Annotated in this window: 11 protein-coding genes; 10 read left to right on the top strand and 1 reads right to left on the bottom strand. The window is 66.9% G+C overall.

The genetic code is table 11. The features are described from left to right. The first annotated feature begins 139 nt into the window (after positions 1-139). Both DOM66_RS05570 and DOM66_RS05565 read left to right on the top strand, forming a co-directional pair. A complete protein-coding gene (locus DOM66_RS05570) occupies positions 140-556 on the top strand; it encodes an NINE protein (RefSeq protein WP_110674341.1) in 417 nt (138 codons plus the stop codon). A gap of 49 nt (positions 557-605) precedes the next feature. Beyond that, positions 606-1,184: an exopolysaccharide biosynthesis protein gene (locus tag DOM66_RS05565; RefSeq protein WP_110689498.1), complete on the top strand. Its 579-nt coding sequence runs from the start codon at positions 606-608 to the stop codon at positions 1,182-1,184. Between the two features lie 114 nt (positions 1,185-1,298). Here the strand turns inward: DOM66_RS05565 and DOM66_RS05560 are convergent, their stop codons facing one another. Continuing rightward, positions 1,299-3,278, bottom strand: a complete 1,980-nt coding sequence (locus tag DOM66_RS05560) for a transglycosylase SLT domain-containing protein (protein WP_110689497.1) — start codon at positions 3,276-3,278, stop codon at positions 1,299-1,301. A gap of 192 nt (positions 3,279-3,470) precedes the next feature. On the opposite strand from DOM66_RS05560, the gene DOM66_RS05555 reads away from it, so the two are divergent. The 8 genes from DOM66_RS05555 (at position 3,471) to sixA (ending at position 13,784) form a co-directional block, all read left to right on the top strand. After that, on the top strand, positions 3,471-3,815 hold the full coding sequence (locus DOM66_RS05555; RefSeq protein WP_188115144.1) for a YkvA family protein: 345 nt from the start codon (positions 3,471-3,473) through the stop codon (positions 3,813-3,815). A gap of 98 nt (positions 3,816-3,913) precedes the next feature. Next, entirely contained in the window at positions 3,914-5,812 is a 1,899-nt protein-coding gene (htpG, locus tag DOM66_RS05550; protein ID WP_110689496.1) for a molecular chaperone HtpG, read from the top strand. A gap of 187 nt (positions 5,813-5,999) precedes the next feature. Then, the gene (locus DOM66_RS05545; RefSeq protein ID WP_245392361.1) at positions 6,000-6,866 is read left to right on the top strand and encodes a glucosaminidase domain-containing protein; all 867 of its coding nucleotides are present in this window, start codon (positions 6,000-6,002) and stop codon (positions 6,864-6,866) included. A gap of 196 nt (positions 6,867-7,062) precedes the next feature. Next, positions 7,063-8,523, top strand: a complete 1,461-nt coding sequence (locus DOM66_RS05540; protein ID WP_110689495.1) for a protein adenylyltransferase SelO — start codon at positions 7,063-7,065, stop codon at positions 8,521-8,523. A 551-nt stretch (positions 8,524-9,074) separates the two neighbouring features. After that, positions 9,075-10,646, top strand: a complete 1,572-nt coding sequence (locus DOM66_RS05535; RefSeq protein ID WP_110674336.1) for a Re/Si-specific NAD(P)(+) transhydrogenase subunit alpha — start codon at positions 9,075-9,077, stop codon at positions 10,644-10,646. A 16-nt stretch (positions 10,647-10,662) separates the two neighbouring features. Continuing rightward, positions 10,663-12,105 (top strand): NAD(P)(+) transhydrogenase (Re/Si-specific) subunit beta, encoded by a 1,443-nt coding sequence (locus DOM66_RS05530; protein WP_110674335.1) that lies wholly within the window; start codon positions 10,663-10,665, stop codon positions 12,103-12,105. Between the two features lie 111 nt (positions 12,106-12,216). Then, on the top strand, positions 12,217-13,314 hold the full coding sequence (locus tag DOM66_RS05525; protein ID WP_245392360.1) for an NAD(P)H-dependent glycerol-3-phosphate dehydrogenase: 1,098 nt from the start codon (positions 12,217-12,219) through the stop codon (positions 13,312-13,314). Continuing rightward, positions 13,311-13,784 (top strand): phosphohistidine phosphatase SixA, encoded by a 474-nt coding sequence (gene sixA / locus DOM66_RS05520; protein WP_110674333.1) that lies wholly within the window; start codon positions 13,311-13,313, stop codon positions 13,782-13,784. Before DOM66_RS05525 ends, sixA begins: the two co-directional genes overlap by 4 nt. The last annotated feature ends 11 nt before the right edge of the window (positions 13,785-13,795 follow it).

Raw genomic sequence — 13,795 nt, 5'->3', positions numbered from 1 at the left:
CGTCACCCGCCGCCAATTGAACCTTGCCAGCGTTCTAGCCACACGCAGGGTGCATGAGTCCAGGGCCCTCGGGTAAGCTATCGCTCACCGCGGGCCTGGCTCGCGTCATCTGTGTTTGGACAGTTCAGGAGTTGTTTCCGTGGCACGAGGCGAAGTCGCACTCAACGATACCCACAGCAAGGTCATCGGCTACCTGCTGTGGATCTTCGGTTTCACCGGTTCTCACCGCTTCTATTATGGCAAGCCGGTGACCGGTACCCTATGGTTTCTGACGCTGGGGCTGCTCGGGATCGGTTGGTTGATCGATCTGTTCCTGATTCCGGCCATGGATCGGCAGGCGGATCTGCGCTTCCGTGCGGGCCCGATCAGCTACACCCTGGCGTGGATCCTGCTCACCTTTCTGGGTGTCTTCGGCATCCACCGCATGTACATGGGCAAGTGGCTAACCGGTCTGCTCTATCTGGTGACCGGTGGCTTCTTCCTGCTTGGCGTGCTCTACGATTTCTGGACCCTCAACGACCAGATCTCGCTCAAGCACGCGCGCCGCGGCCTCTGACTCCGTCGCCGCGGCCGCAGATCTTTTCAACGTCACAGGGAGGTGACGCATGGCGGAGCGGCTGAAGCTCACCGCTATCTTCGAAACCCTCGACGAGCGCGTCGAGGATGACACCATCACCCTCGGGGACATCGTCGAAACCTTCAACGCCCGCGGCTTCGGCCCGGTGGTGCTGATTCCCGGGCTGATCGCGCTGCTGCCCACCGGTGGCGTGCCGGGGGTGCCCAGCCTGTGCGGGATCTTCATCGCGCTGATGGCGATCCAGCTGGTATTCGGGCGGCGCTCGCCATGGCTGCCCCGGCGGCTCGCCCAGCGCGGCGTCAGCCATGCGCGCTGGCATCGCATTACCGCACGTGCCAAACCCTGGACCCAGCGCATCGACCGCCTGCTGCAGCCGCGTCTGACGTGGCTGCTGGGCACGCTGACCCAGCGCCTGCTGGCGCTGCTGATGATGCTGTTGGGGCTGTCGATGATGCCGCTGGAGTTGTTGCCGTTCGCGGCCGCGCTGCCGGCGCTGGTGATCGTGGTGATGGCGCTGGGGCTGACCGCCGGTGACGGCCTGATGATGCTGCTGGGGCTGTTGATCACCCTCGGCGGAGGCATCGGGCTGGGTATCTGGCTGCTGTAATTCCTTCATCCAGGGCCCCGGCCTTGNNCAAGGCCGGGGCCCTCGACACTCTCTGCCGGACTGCGTGCGACGCGCGGGGTCCGGCAGAGCCTCCTTCAGAGAGCGACAAGCCCCTCAGTTGCGGGCGATCAGGGTCGGATCGTAGCGCCCCTGGCGTTCGGCCGGCGTCAGCATGGCCACGCCCTGGGTATCGCCCTGCTTGGCCAGACTTTCGAAGATCACTCGATAGGCGAGCACCGCCTGCACGTAGTCGCGGGTCTCGCGGAACGGGATGCTCTCGACGAAGCGGTCGAACTCCTGCGGGGCGCTGGTCAGCCAGCGGTCGACCCGCTGGGGCCCGGCGTTGTAGGCGGCGGTGGCGGCAATACGGTTGCCACGATAGCGCTCCAGCATGCTGCGGATATAGCTGCTGCCGAGGCGGATATTGGTCTGCGGCTGGAACAGCTCGGCCTTGCTGGGGGCGGCGATCCCCAGCTGGCGGGCGACATGGTCGGCGGTACCCGGCATCAGCTGCATCAGCCCGCGGGCGCCCACCGGCGACATCGCCTCGGGGTTGAAGGCGCTCTCGCGGCGGGCGATGCCCATCAGCAAGAAGGGGTCGACCTGCTGGTGCTCGCCCCAGTGCAGGAACGACTCGCGATAGGCGGCTGGGAAGCGCCACGGCAGGGCGTCCCACTGCTTGGCGGCGATGGTGGTCTGCACCGCCATGGCGTACCAGCCCTGGCGGATGGCGTAGTCGGCCAGGGCCGCGGCCTGTTCCGGGGTGTCGCGGGCGGCGGCGGTGTACCACTCGCTGCGCGCCAGCCCCTCCTCGCCGATGCGCATCAGCGCCTCGGTGCGCTGGACCACCGGCAGCATGTTGGTCAGCTCCTGCTGCAGGGTGGTGACACGGGTGTCGCTCATCTGCAGATGGTAGGGCTGGCCCAGGCGGTCGGCGGCGGCGAAGCCGAAGAAGCTGCGCTCGCTGGCTGCGCTCGCATAGGCACGGCGCGCGGCCTCGTCGTTGCCCAGTGCCGCCTGGGCGCGCCCCAGCCAGTATTGCCAGTGGGCGTCGCTGCGCGCCGTGTCGGGCAGCGCCTGGGTCCAGCGCACCACGTTCTGCCAATGGCCCGCGGTCACCGCATTGCGGATGCGCAGTTCGATCAGGTCGGCATCGGCGAGCCGCGGCAGGTTGGCGTCGACCCAGCCCTGATTGTTGGCGACATCGCGGACCATGGAGTAGAACGCCAGATCGTGCTCGACGCGCTCACGCTGCGCGTCGCTCAGCGCGGCGTGGGGCGCGATCTTGCGCCATGCCTCCAGTGCGGCCTCGGTGTCGGCGCGGGTGAAAGCGTGCATGGTGGCCGCGGTCAGCGCGCCGGCGGCACCTTTCCCAGGGCCCAGGTCCTGGGGGATCTGGGTGACCGCAGCGTAGTTGGCACTGACGCGCTCGAACTGGGTGATGGCGGGCTGCCAGGCATCTCCCAGACTCCGCTCGAGATAGCTCACCAGGCCGCTCTGGCCGTTCTCCCAGGCCAGCATCATGCGCTCCCAGGTGTCCTCGTCGGTGAGCACGCCGCGCTGGGTCAGGGTGGCAAACAGGGTGTCGCAGGCGTCCGGCTGGGAGGCGCCGACATGCCACAGCTTCTCGCCGCCGGCCGCGGCGCGGGCGGGGTCACGGTCGAGCAGGGCGGTATAGTAGTAGCACTGACGAATGGCCCCGTCGGGCTCGCCGTCGCTGATCGCGAGCAGGTCGGCGAAACGGCCCAGCTGACCGAAGCGCGTCTGCGCCGTACCGCGCATCCATCCCGCCAGCGGCGAGTCGCCGTAGCGGGTGATGAAGTCGTTGACCTCGGCGGCGGAGGCGGTGCTCAGGCGCGCGCGCAGGCGGTGATACTCGACGTAGCCGGCGAGCACGTGATCCTGGATCGCGGCCTGGTCGATCGCGTCCCAGCGCTGATCGCGTGCGGCGTCCAGGGCCTGCTTCATCACCAGGTCGTCGCTCGGTGTGGCGGCCAGCGCCGGGGCGGCCAGGGTCAGGCCCAGGGCGCCGGCGAAACAGCGGCGCAGCCAGCGTTGGCGCTTGCAGGGACTACACTGAAGGAATGCGGGCATCGCGAACTCTCTCGTCGGGTCGGTCCATCTCACGCCGGGGCGCACCGCCGGCATGGATGTCGTGCGCCGGGGCGGCATGGCCGCGCCACCGTCCCCGGCGTTGAATCCAGGCACAATCGTAACCATGTATACCCTCAGGGCGCCATTGCCCATCGACCGATAAGCGTCGCTTTTCCGAAGGAGGCCGGGCGTATGACACCTTGGCGTTGGTTGACTCAACTCTCGCGTCTCAGACAGCGCGGCGGCGCGCTGGCACGTATCGGCCGGGCCTTTCGGGTCTTCGGCCCGATGACCGCTGACGTGGTGCGCGGGCGCTACCGCCCGGTGCCGTGGGCGGCTTTCGCCTGGATGGCCGCGGCGCTGGTCTACCTGGTCTCGCCGCTCGACCTGATCCCCGACTTTCTGATGGTGATCGGCCTGGTCGACGACGTCTTCATCGTCGGCTGGCTACTCACCCGGGTCGATCACGCGCTCGATGACTACCGGCGCTGGAAGGGCTGGGACGATGGTCCCGCCGCACCGGAGAGCGGGGCTTGAGGCGGCGGTGGTTGAAAAGCCGCCGCCCACCCTCATATCGCTGATCGTCTTCATTTCCTTGGTCTTTTTACTTCGCAACCGTGTCAAGAGGCTCACCGATGACCACTGCCACTCAAGAAGAAACGCTCGGTTTCCAGACCGAGGTCAAGCAGCTGTTGCACTTGATGATCCACTCCCTCTACTCCAATCGGGAGATCTTCCTGCGTGAGCTGATCTCCAACGCAGCCGACGCCTGCGACAAGCTGCGTTACGAAGCGCTGGAGAACGACGCGCTCTACGGTCAGGACCCGGAACTCAGGATCGAGATCGAACACGATGCCGGCGCCGGCACCGTCACCGTGCGCGATACCGGCATCGGCATGAGCCGCGACGAGGTGATCCAGAACCTCGGCACCATCGCCAAGAGCGGCACCGCCGAATTCCTCAAGCAGCTCTCCGGCGAGAAGCAGAAGGATGCCAAGCTGATCGGGCAGTTCGGGGTCGGGTTCTACTCCGGCTTCATCGTTGCCGACGAGATGGTGGTGCGTACCCGCCGTGCCGACAGCGAGCAGGGTGTGGAGTGGCGCTCCAAGGGCGAGGGCGAGTTCACCATCGCCGATATCGAGCGCCCCGAGCGCGGCACCGAGATCGTGCTGCACCTCAAGGAGGATGCCAAGGAGTTCGCCGACGACTTCCGCCTCAAGAATCTGGTGCGCAAGTACTCCGACCATATCGATGTGCCGGTGCGCATGCCCAAGGTCGAGAAGGCCCGTGACGAAGAGGGAAACGAGATCGAAGGCAGCGAGACCGTCAGCTGGGAAACGGTCAACGAGGCGACCGCGCTCTGGGTGCGGCCCAAGGCCGAGATCAGCGACGACGAGTACAAGGCGTTCTACCAGCACATCGCCCATGACTTCAGCGACCCGCTGACCTGGAGCCACAACAAGGTCGAGGGCAAGCTCGAGTACACCAGCCTGCTCTACGTGCCGGAGCGCGCCCCGTTCGACCTCTATCAGCGTGACGGCGTGCGCGGGCTCAAGCTCTATGTGCAGCGCGTCTTCATCATGGACGACGCCGAAGCCTTCCTGCCGCTCTATCTGCGCTTCGTCAAGGGCGTGCTCGACTCCAAGGATCTGCCGCTCAACGTCTCGCGGGAGCTGTTGCAGAAGTCGCCTCAGGTCGACTCGATGAAGTCGGCGCTGACCAAGCGCGCACTGGACATGCTCAAGAAGCTGGCCAAGGACAAGGAGGCCTATCAGACCTTCTGGAACACCTTCGGCAGCGTGCTCAAGGAAGGGCCGGCGGAGGACTACGCCAATCGCGACAAGATCGCCGAGCTGCTGCGCTTCTCGACCACCCATACCGACAGCAGCGTGCAGGACCAGTCGCTGGCGGACTACGTCGAGCGCATGAAGGCCGGTCAGCAGAAGATCTACTACATCGTCGCCGACAGCTTCAACGCTGCGCGTCACAGCCCGCACCTGGAGATCTTCCGCAAGAAGGGCATCGAGGTGGTGCTGCTGCACGATCGGATCGACGAGTGGCTGATGAGCCATCTCACCGAGTTCGACGGCAAGTCCCTGGCGGATGTGGCCAAGGGCGATCTGGACCTCGACGACATGGCCGACGAGGCCGAGAAGCAGGCCCAGGAGGAGACCGCCAAGGCCAAGGAAGATCTGGTCAAGCGGGTCAAGGAGGCGCTGGGCGAGGATGTCCAGGAGGTTCGCGTGACCCATCGTCTGACCGACTCGCCGGCCTGCGTGGTGCTGCCCGAGCACGAGATGGGCTTCCAGATGCGCCGGCTGATGGAGGCCGCGGGTCAGACCCTGCCCGAGGTCAAGCCGATTCTCGAGCTCAACCCGGCGCATGCGCTGGTCACCCGGCTGGAGTCCGCCGATGGCGAACGCTTCAGCGATCTGTCGCGCATCCTGCTCGATCAGGCGGTGATCGCCGAGGGCGGCCATCTCGATGATCCGGCTGCCTACGTCAAGCGGCTCAATGCGCTGCTGAGCGCTTGATCCCTTCGGCGCCGAGTTCGCTCGGTGTCGCTCCCGCTGGCTCGGCCGGCTCCGTCACGGGGCCGGCCGAGTGCTTTTCGGGACCGGAAAAGTCACACCCTTGATGACGATTTTGCACGTTATTTACTCAACTTGGCGGCGAATTGCTGTTAGCCTGCTGCCATCTTACTTGACGAGGAGCGCCACTATGTCGCGATCCTTCCCCCCGGCCGGCGGTCGATCGACCCGCGGGCCGGGGTTCAGCCGTCGTACCACCGCCCTGGCCCTGACTGCGGTACTGACCCTGGCGCAAGCACCGTTTCCGATGGCGGCTCACGCCGAACCGACATCCGAAACTGCGCCCACCCTCTACAGTAGCGTCACCCAGCCAGCACTGGATCCGGTCAGCCAACTGCCGGACCTGCGCGAATACAAGGCCGGCGCCAAGCGCAAGGCTGCCTTCCTCGGGCTGCTGGTGCCGCTGGTCCAGGCCGAGAATGCGCAGATCCAGCGCGACCGCAACTGGCTGTTCGCGATCAGTACCCGGGTCAATCCGCTGCGCGACGATGAAAAGGCGCGCTTGGCGCAGCTGTGCGACGCCTACGGGGTGAGCTGCAAGCCGGGCCAGGTGAGCCAGGAGCTGCTCAGCCGGGTCAATACCATTCCGCTGGAGATGGTGGTGATCCAGGCCGTCGAGGAGTCTGGCTGGGGCACCTCGCGTATCGCCCGTGAGAGCAACAACCTGTTCGGCATGCGCTGCTTCTCGCCCGGTTGTGGCATCGCCCAGAACGGCACCTCGCGGCGCTTCCAGGTGTTCGACAGCGTGCGCGATGGGGTGCGTGCCTATCTGCACAATCTCAATACCCACCGTGCCTATAGCCAGCTGCGCCAGGAGCGCATGACGCTGGCCACGCGCGGGCGCTCGATCTCGGCCGAGCGGCTGATCGGCAAGCTGCACAACTACTCCACCTCGCCCGACTACCAGCAACAGCTGCTGGCGCTGCTGCGCACCAATGGCGAGCTGATCCGCGACCACGGCCTGGATGCCGGCGACAGCAACGCCAGCCCGGCCTGAGACCACCTCTCCCGACCTCTCATGCCACGCCTCGCGCCTGCCTTCGGGCAGCGCCCAGCGAGGGCCGTCTGCGATGCACGCTGGTGTGTATGACATGGTGTGCAGGGCCGCGGGGTGAGGGTGTAATCTAGAGAGTCATCCCCGCCACGATACTCGCCACTACCTTACCCCCTTACCCCGCTTCGAGGAGGACGGCATGACGGCTGACAACGGTCTCGACGCGCTGGTTTTCGATAACGTCTGGTCGCGTTTCCCGGAGGATTTCTTTACCCGGGTCACGCCCAGCGTGTGGGCCGAGACGCGACTGCTCGATCTGAGCCCCACCGCGGCGCTGCGGCTCGGCCTCGACCCTGAGGCGATCGACCGCGATCGGCTCACTGCGCTGATGAGCGGTGCGACCATGCTGCCGGGCATGGACCCGCTGGCACAGAAGTACACCGGGCACCAGTTCGGCACCTACAATCCGGCACTGGGCGACGGCCGCGGGCTGCTGCTGGGTGAGGCGCTGACCCCGCAGGGGCCCTGCGATCTGCATCTCAAGGGCGCCGGCCAGACGCCGTATTCGCGTTTCGGCGACGGCCGCGCGGTGCTGCGCTCGTCGATCCGCGAGTATCTCGCCGGCGAGGCGATGGCCGGTCTACGCATTCCCACCACCCTGGCGCTGGCGGTCGCGGTCAATGGCGAGAAGGTGATGCGCGAGCGTGTCGAGCCCGGTGCCACCCTGCTGCGTGTGGCCGAGAGCCACGTGCGCTTCGGCCACTTCGAGTGGCTCTACCAGCAGAAGCGCAGCGACGACATCGAACATCTGATGCACCACGTGATCGAGCGTCATCGACCGCAGCTCGCGACCCAGCCGGCGCCGCTGGAGGCGCTCTATCAGGATGTGGTGACACGCACCGCTGAGCTGATCGCGCGTTGGCAGGCCTACGGCTTCGTGCACGCGGTGATGAACACCGACAACATGTCGATCCTGGGGCTGACGCTGGACTACGGCCCCTACGCCTTCATGGATCGCTTCGACCCCCAGCTCACCCCCAATCACACCGATGCCAGCGGGCGCTACGCCTTCGACCAGCAGCCCGGGGTCGCACTGTGGAACCTCACCGTGCTGGCCCAGTGTCTGACGCCGCTGATCGATCCCGAGCGTCTGCGCGAGATCCTCGACAGCTACGAGCCGACGCTGCAGGCGGCCTATGCCATCCTGATGCGCGCGCGGCTGGGGCTGGAGATCGAGCGCGAGGAGGACGGGGCGTTGATCGACGACTGGCTGGAGATGCTGGGGAGGGCGCAGGCGGATTTCCACCGTAGCTTCCGTGCCCTGTCCGAGAGCGATGTCGCCGGCGGCCTGGTGCTCGCCGAGGAGATCGCTGACTCCCAGCTCGACGCCTGGCTTACGCGCTACCGCGCGCGTCTCGAGCATGAGTCGCGGGGCGAGACCGAGCGACTGGCGGCGATGCGCCGGGTCAACCCGCTCTACGTGCTGCGTACCCACCTGGCGCAGCAGGTGATCGAGGCGGCCCAGGCCGGCGATGCCGAGCCGCTGCGTACCTTCCGCGACCTGCTGGCGTCGCCGTTCGAAGCGCGCCCGGGCATGGCGGCCTGGGCCGAGGCGCCCGCCGCCAGCGCACCGCCGGTATGCCTCTCCTGCTCCTCTTGAGTCACTCTCTCCTGAGCCCGCATTGAGCCTGTGTCCGCCACGCCCCGCTGGGGCTGGCGGCACGTGCTGGTGCAGGCTTCTCACCCCGGCGCGTCAGCCCGAATCCCTCACGCTGCGGTGAAGGCGTGCAAAACGCCGCTCACAAGGCGAATAAGGGATGCGTTATGGCATCGATAACCCATGCTGAATGTCTATTTTTTTCCTTTTGAATCAAAGGGTTGGGCATGTTTTTGAGCATAACGATTCAGTTATGGTCATCATAAAATATTGATCGGGTTGGTTTTTCTCCGTTCGTCTTGATCCCGCCGTCGGCTTTATCGAACACTTGAGCACACTCAGGCGCTCTCCCTCGCGCAGGTGGCACCACTGGACGGCNNGCCGTCCAGTGGTGCGGGGGAGGGCGCCCTTATCTCGACCCCACAGGAGAATCGACGCATGGCCGATCGAGCGATGCCGTGTCCGTTTTGGCGGTGCGCGGGGCTAGCCCCGCGCGTCTTGGCCGAGTCCTACCTGACCGGCGGCGTCGCGCCGTCGATGCGCGAGGTGGCGGCATGAGGATTGGAGCCCCCAGAGAGATCGCCAAGGGCGAGGCGCGGGTCGCACTGACCCCGGAGAGCGCGCAGCAGATCCAGAAGCTCGGGCACGAGTGCCTGCTCGAGCGTGGCGCAGGTGTCGCCGCAGGCTTCAGCGACGACGCCTATCAGGCGGCCGGAGTGACCCTGGTCGACGATGCCGAGGCGCTGTGGGAAACCGCCGAGGTGGTGATCAAGGTGCGCGAGCCCCTCGACGCCGAGATCGAGCTGTTGCGGGAAGGGCAGACGCTGATCGCCTTCTTCTGGCCGGCGCAGAACGAAGCGCGGCTGGCGCGTTGCCGCGAGAAGGGCGCTACCGTGGTGGCGATGGACATGGTGCCGCGTATCTCGCGGGCGCAGAAGATGGACGCGCTCTCGAGTACCGCGAATATTGCCGGCTACCGGGCGGTGATCGAGGCGGGCAACCAGTTCGGGCGCTTCTTCACCGGGCAGGTCACCGCCGCCGGCAAGGTGCCGCCGGCCAAGGTGCTGGTGCTCGGCGCCGGGGTCGCCGGGCTTGCGGCGATCGGTACCGCTACCAGCCTGGGTGCGGTGGTGCGCGCTTTCGACGTGCGCCCGGAAGTCGCCGAGCAGATCGAGTCGATGGGCGCCGAGTTCCTGTTCCTCGACTTCGACGAGAGTCAGGACGGTTCGGGCAGCGGTGGCTACGCGTCGCCCTCGAGCCCGGAGTTCCGCGAGAAGCAGCTGGCGCTGTTCCGCGAGCAGGCTCCCGAGATCGATATCGTCATCACCACCGCGCTGATCCCCGGACGCCCGGCCCCCAAGCTGTGGCTCGAGGAGATGGTGGCAGCGATGAAGCCGGGCTCGGTGATCGTCGATCTCGCCGCCGAAAAGGGCGGCAACTGCGACCTGACGGTGATGGACGAGCGGATCGTCACCGACAACGGTGTGATCGTGGTGGGTTATACCGACTTCCCTTCGCGCATGGCGACCCAGGCATCCTTGCTCTACGCCACCAACATCCGCCATATGCTCACCGATCTGACCCCGGAGAAGGATGGCGTCATCGTCCATGACATGGAGGATGACGTGATCCGCGGCGCCACCGCCACCCATGCCGGCGAGATCACCTTCCCGCCGCCGCCGCCCAAGGTGAAGGCGATCGGTGCGGCCAAGCCCAAGGCGAAGCCCAAGGAGCCGACGCCGGAGGAGAAGCGCGCCGCCGAGCACGCCTCCTTCCTCGCCCAGACCAAGCGCCAGGTCGGCCTGCTGGCGGCCGGTGGCGTGCTGATGTGGCTTTTGGGCATGGTCGCGCCGGCCTCGTTCATGCAGCACTTCATCGTCTTCGCGCTGGCCTGCTTCGTCGGCTTCCAGGTGATCTGGAACGTCAGCCACTCGCTGCACACGCCGCTGATGGCGGTGACCAATGCGATCTCGGGGATCGTCATCCTGGGGGCGATCCTGCAGATCGGCTCGGGCAGTTGGCTGGTCGGACTGCTGGCCGGCATCTCGGTGCTGATCGCCTCGATCAATATCGTCGGGGGCTTCCTGGTCACCCGACGCATGCTCGCCATGTTCCAGAAATCCTGACCCGCGGAGAGAGATGATGTTGCAACACGAGTTCGTTTCCGCCGCGGCGATCGCGGCGAGTGTGCTGTTCATCCTGTCGCTGGGCGGGCTGAGCAATCAGGAGAAGGCCAAACGTGCGGTCTGGTACGGCATCGTGGGAATGGCGATCGCGGTGGTGTTCACCGCCCTCGGACCCGGCGTCGGCGGGCTCGGCTGGCTGATTCCGCTGATGCTGATCGGCGGGCTGGCCGGCGCCTGGCTGGCACGCAAGGTCGAGATGACCGAGATGCCGCAGCTGGTCGCCGCGCTGCACAGCGTGGTCGGCCTGGCGGCGGTGTTCATCGGCTTCAACGCCGAGATGGAGCGCGCCCGGGTGGTGGCCACCCGCGTCGCCGGGATCGACGTCGAGGGGTTCTCGGCGTTCGCCGCGACCCTGGCCCACAAGACCCCGCTCGAGCTGACCTTCCTGCAGATCGAGGTGGTGCTGGGGGTGTTCATCGGCGCGGTGACCTTCACCGGTTCGGTGGTGGCGTTCGGCAAGCTGGCCGGCAAGATCGGCGGCAAGCCGCACAAGCTGCCGGGCGGGCACCTGCTCAACGCCGGCGCCGCGCTGCTCTGCGTACTGCTGGCGGTGGGCTACTTCAACGGCGCCGGGGCCTGGACCCTGGTCCTGCTGGCGCTGCTCGCCTTCTTCATCGGCTGGCACCTGATCATGGGCATCGGCGGCGCCGACATGCCGGTGGTGGTGTCGATGCTCAACAGCTATTCGGGCTGGGCCGCGGCGGCGATCGGCTTCACCCTCTCCAATGACCTGCTGATCGTCACCGGGGCGCTGGTCGGCTCCTCCGGCGCGATTCTCTCCTACATCATGTGCAAGGCGATGAATCGCAATTTCGTCAGCGTGATCCTGGGCGGCTTCGGCGCGACCCAGAGTGAGGCCGCGGAGATCGAGGGCGAGCAGGTGTCGATCGACACCGGTGGTGTCGCCAGTGCGCTCAACGATGCCGACAGCGTGATCATCGTGCCGGGCTACGGCATGGCGGTGGCCCAGGCGCAGAATGCGGTGAGCGAGCTGGTGCGCAAGCTGCGCGGCGCGGGCAAGAACGTGCGTTTCGGCATCCACCCGGTGGCGGGGCGTCTGCCCGGCCACATGAACGTGCTGCTGGCGGAGGCGCGGGTGCCCTATGACATCGTCATGGAGATGGACGAGATCAACGACGACTTCGCCAGCACCGACGTGGTGATCGTCATCGGCTCCAACGATATCGTCAATCCCGCGGCCCAGGAGGACCCGGGCAGCCCGATCGCCGGCATGCCGGTACTCAAGGTGTGGGAAGCCAAGCAGGTGTTCGTGTGCAAGCGCGGTCAGGGCACCGGCTACTCGGGCATCGAGAATCCGCTGTTCTTCAAGGAGAACACGCGCATGCTCTACGGCGACGCCCGTGGCAGCATCGACGCCCTGGTGCCGATGATCGACTGAGGCCGCGCAGCGCGTGACCCTGATCCGAGCGCATTTCGCCCCGTGACGGCACCCCCGTCCGGGGCGATTTTCGCTACACTGTGCCCATCGCTCAGTGTCCACGGATCGACCATGCCAGAATCCCCCTCGCAGTCAGATTCCCGCTCTTCGGAGCCCATGCGGGTCGCCGTGCTCGGCGGCGGCAGTTTCGGTACCGCCATCGCCAGCATCGCCGCCGACAACGGCGCCACGGTACGCCAGTGGCTGCGAGATGCGGCGCTGGTCGACCAGATCAATCACGAGCACCGCAACGGCCGCTATCTACCCGACTACCCGATCAACCCGGCGGTGGTGGCCTCCACCGACCTGGCCGCGACCGTGGCCGAGGCCGCGGTGGTGTTCATCGCCATCCCCTCCAAGGCATTTCGTGGCGTGCTCGAGCAGGCGCGCGAGCATCTGCGCCCGGAGCAGATCCTGGTGACCACCACCAAGGGGATCCAGGCCGAAGGCTTCAAGCTGATGAGCCAGCTGATCGAGGAGGAGACCGGCTCGTCGCACATCGGTGTACTCTCGGGGCCCAACCTGGCCGCGGAGATCGCCCAGAAGCAACTCACCGCGACGGTGATCGCCAGCGACGACGCGGTCACCCGCGCCTATGTCCAGGCCGCGCTGGGGTGCGGCTACTTCCGCGTCTATGCCGGCAACGACCGCTACGGCGCCGAGCTGGGCGGCTCGCTCAAGAACATCTATGCCATCGCCGCGGGTATGGCGGCGGCGCTGGGCATGGGCGAGAACACCCGTGCCATGCTGATGACCCGGGCGCTGGCGGAGATGAGTCGCTTCGCGGTGGCCCTCGGCGCCAACCCCATGACCTTCCTCGGGCTCTCGGGCGTCGGCGATCTGATCGTGACCTGCTCCTCCCAGCTCTCGCGCAACTACCGGGTGGGCTATGCGCTGGGCGAGGGGGCCAACCTCGACGAAGCGATCGAGGCTCTGGGCCAGGTCGCCGAGGGCGTCAACACGGTCAAGCTGGTGTGTGCCAAGGCGCGTGAGGAGGGGATCTACATGCCGCTGGCCCAGGGGCTCCACCACGTGATGTTCGACGACGTGCCGGCACGTGACATGGCGCGGGCGCTGATGGAGAACGAGCAGAGCAGCGACGTCGAGTTCATGCTCTCGCGCGAGGCGGTGTCGCAGGCGCATCAGTTGGCGCCGGACGGTGACGCATGAGCTGGCTGGCGATCGTTCGACACGGTGAGGCGGGGCCCGGCATGCCCGACGCCGAACGCAGCCTGACCGCCCAAGGCGAGCTTGAGGCGCAGTCGGCGGCGCGCTGGCTCGCCGGCCGCCCGGAGCTGGCCGCGGCGACCCTGTGGGCGAGCCCGTTCCGGCGCGCCCAGCAGACCGCGATGCCGGTCGCCGCGGCGCTCGGCATCGCCCTCGATACCGCTGATGGCATGACCCCGGAGGATGACGTCGACGCCTTGATCGAGCGACTCAGTGCCCTGGGCGCCTCGCCGGCGCCGCTGATCCTGGTCAGTCACATGCCGCTGGTCGGCACCCTGGCCGGGCGTCTGGTCGATGGCGGGCCGCTTGCCGCCATGGGCTTCCCCACCGCCGGCGTGGCGCTGCTCGAAGCCGAGGTGTGGGCGGCGGGCTGCGCCAGGCTCGGCGCCTTCGTCGCACCTCCCCATGGCTGAGGCGCACACCC

The organism is Salinicola endophyticus, assembly GCF_003206575.1.
In the GTDB taxonomy this organism is placed as follows: Bacteria; Pseudomonadota; Gammaproteobacteria; order Pseudomonadales; family Halomonadaceae; genus Salinicola; species Salinicola endophyticus.
Note: the sequence above shows the minus strand (reverse complement) of the source record. Positions and strands in the feature narration are given on the sequence as shown.

Excerpts from the sequence above, each read along its gene's own strand:
- DOM66_RS05540 (WP_110689495.1), top strand. The coding sequence starts at position 7,063 with ATGACGGCTGACAACGGTCTCGACGCGCTGGTTTTCGATAACGTCTGG.
- sixA (WP_110674333.1), top strand. The coding sequence starts at position 13,311 with ATGAGCTGGCTGGCGATCGTTCGACACGGTGAGGCGGGGCCCGGCATG.
- DOM66_RS05555 (WP_188115144.1), top strand. The coding sequence starts at position 3,471 with ATGACACCTTGGCGTTGGTTGACTCAACTCTCGCGTCTCAGACAGCGC.
- DOM66_RS05545 (WP_245392361.1), top strand. The coding sequence starts at position 6,000 with ATGTCGCGATCCTTCCCCCCGGCCGGCGGTCGATCGACCCGCGGGCCG.
- DOM66_RS05560 (WP_110689497.1), bottom strand. The coding sequence starts at position 3,278 with ATGCCCGCATTCCTTCAGTGTAGTCCCTGCAAGCGCCAACGCTGGCTG.
- DOM66_RS05565 (WP_110689498.1), top strand. The coding sequence starts at position 606 with ATGGCGGAGCGGCTGAAGCTCACCGCTATCTTCGAAACCCTCGACGAG.
- DOM66_RS05525 (WP_245392360.1), top strand. The coding sequence starts at position 12,217 with ATGCCAGAATCCCCCTCGCAGTCAGATTCCCGCTCTTCGGAGCCCATG.
- DOM66_RS05530 (WP_110674335.1), top strand. The coding sequence starts at position 10,663 with ATGTTGCAACACGAGTTCGTTTCCGCCGCGGCGATCGCGGCGAGTGTG.
- htpG (WP_110689496.1), top strand. The coding sequence starts at position 3,914 with ATGACCACTGCCACTCAAGAAGAAACGCTCGGTTTCCAGACCGAGGTC.
- DOM66_RS05535 (WP_110674336.1), top strand. The coding sequence starts at position 9,075 with ATGAGGATTGGAGCCCCCAGAGAGATCGCCAAGGGCGAGGCGCGGGTC.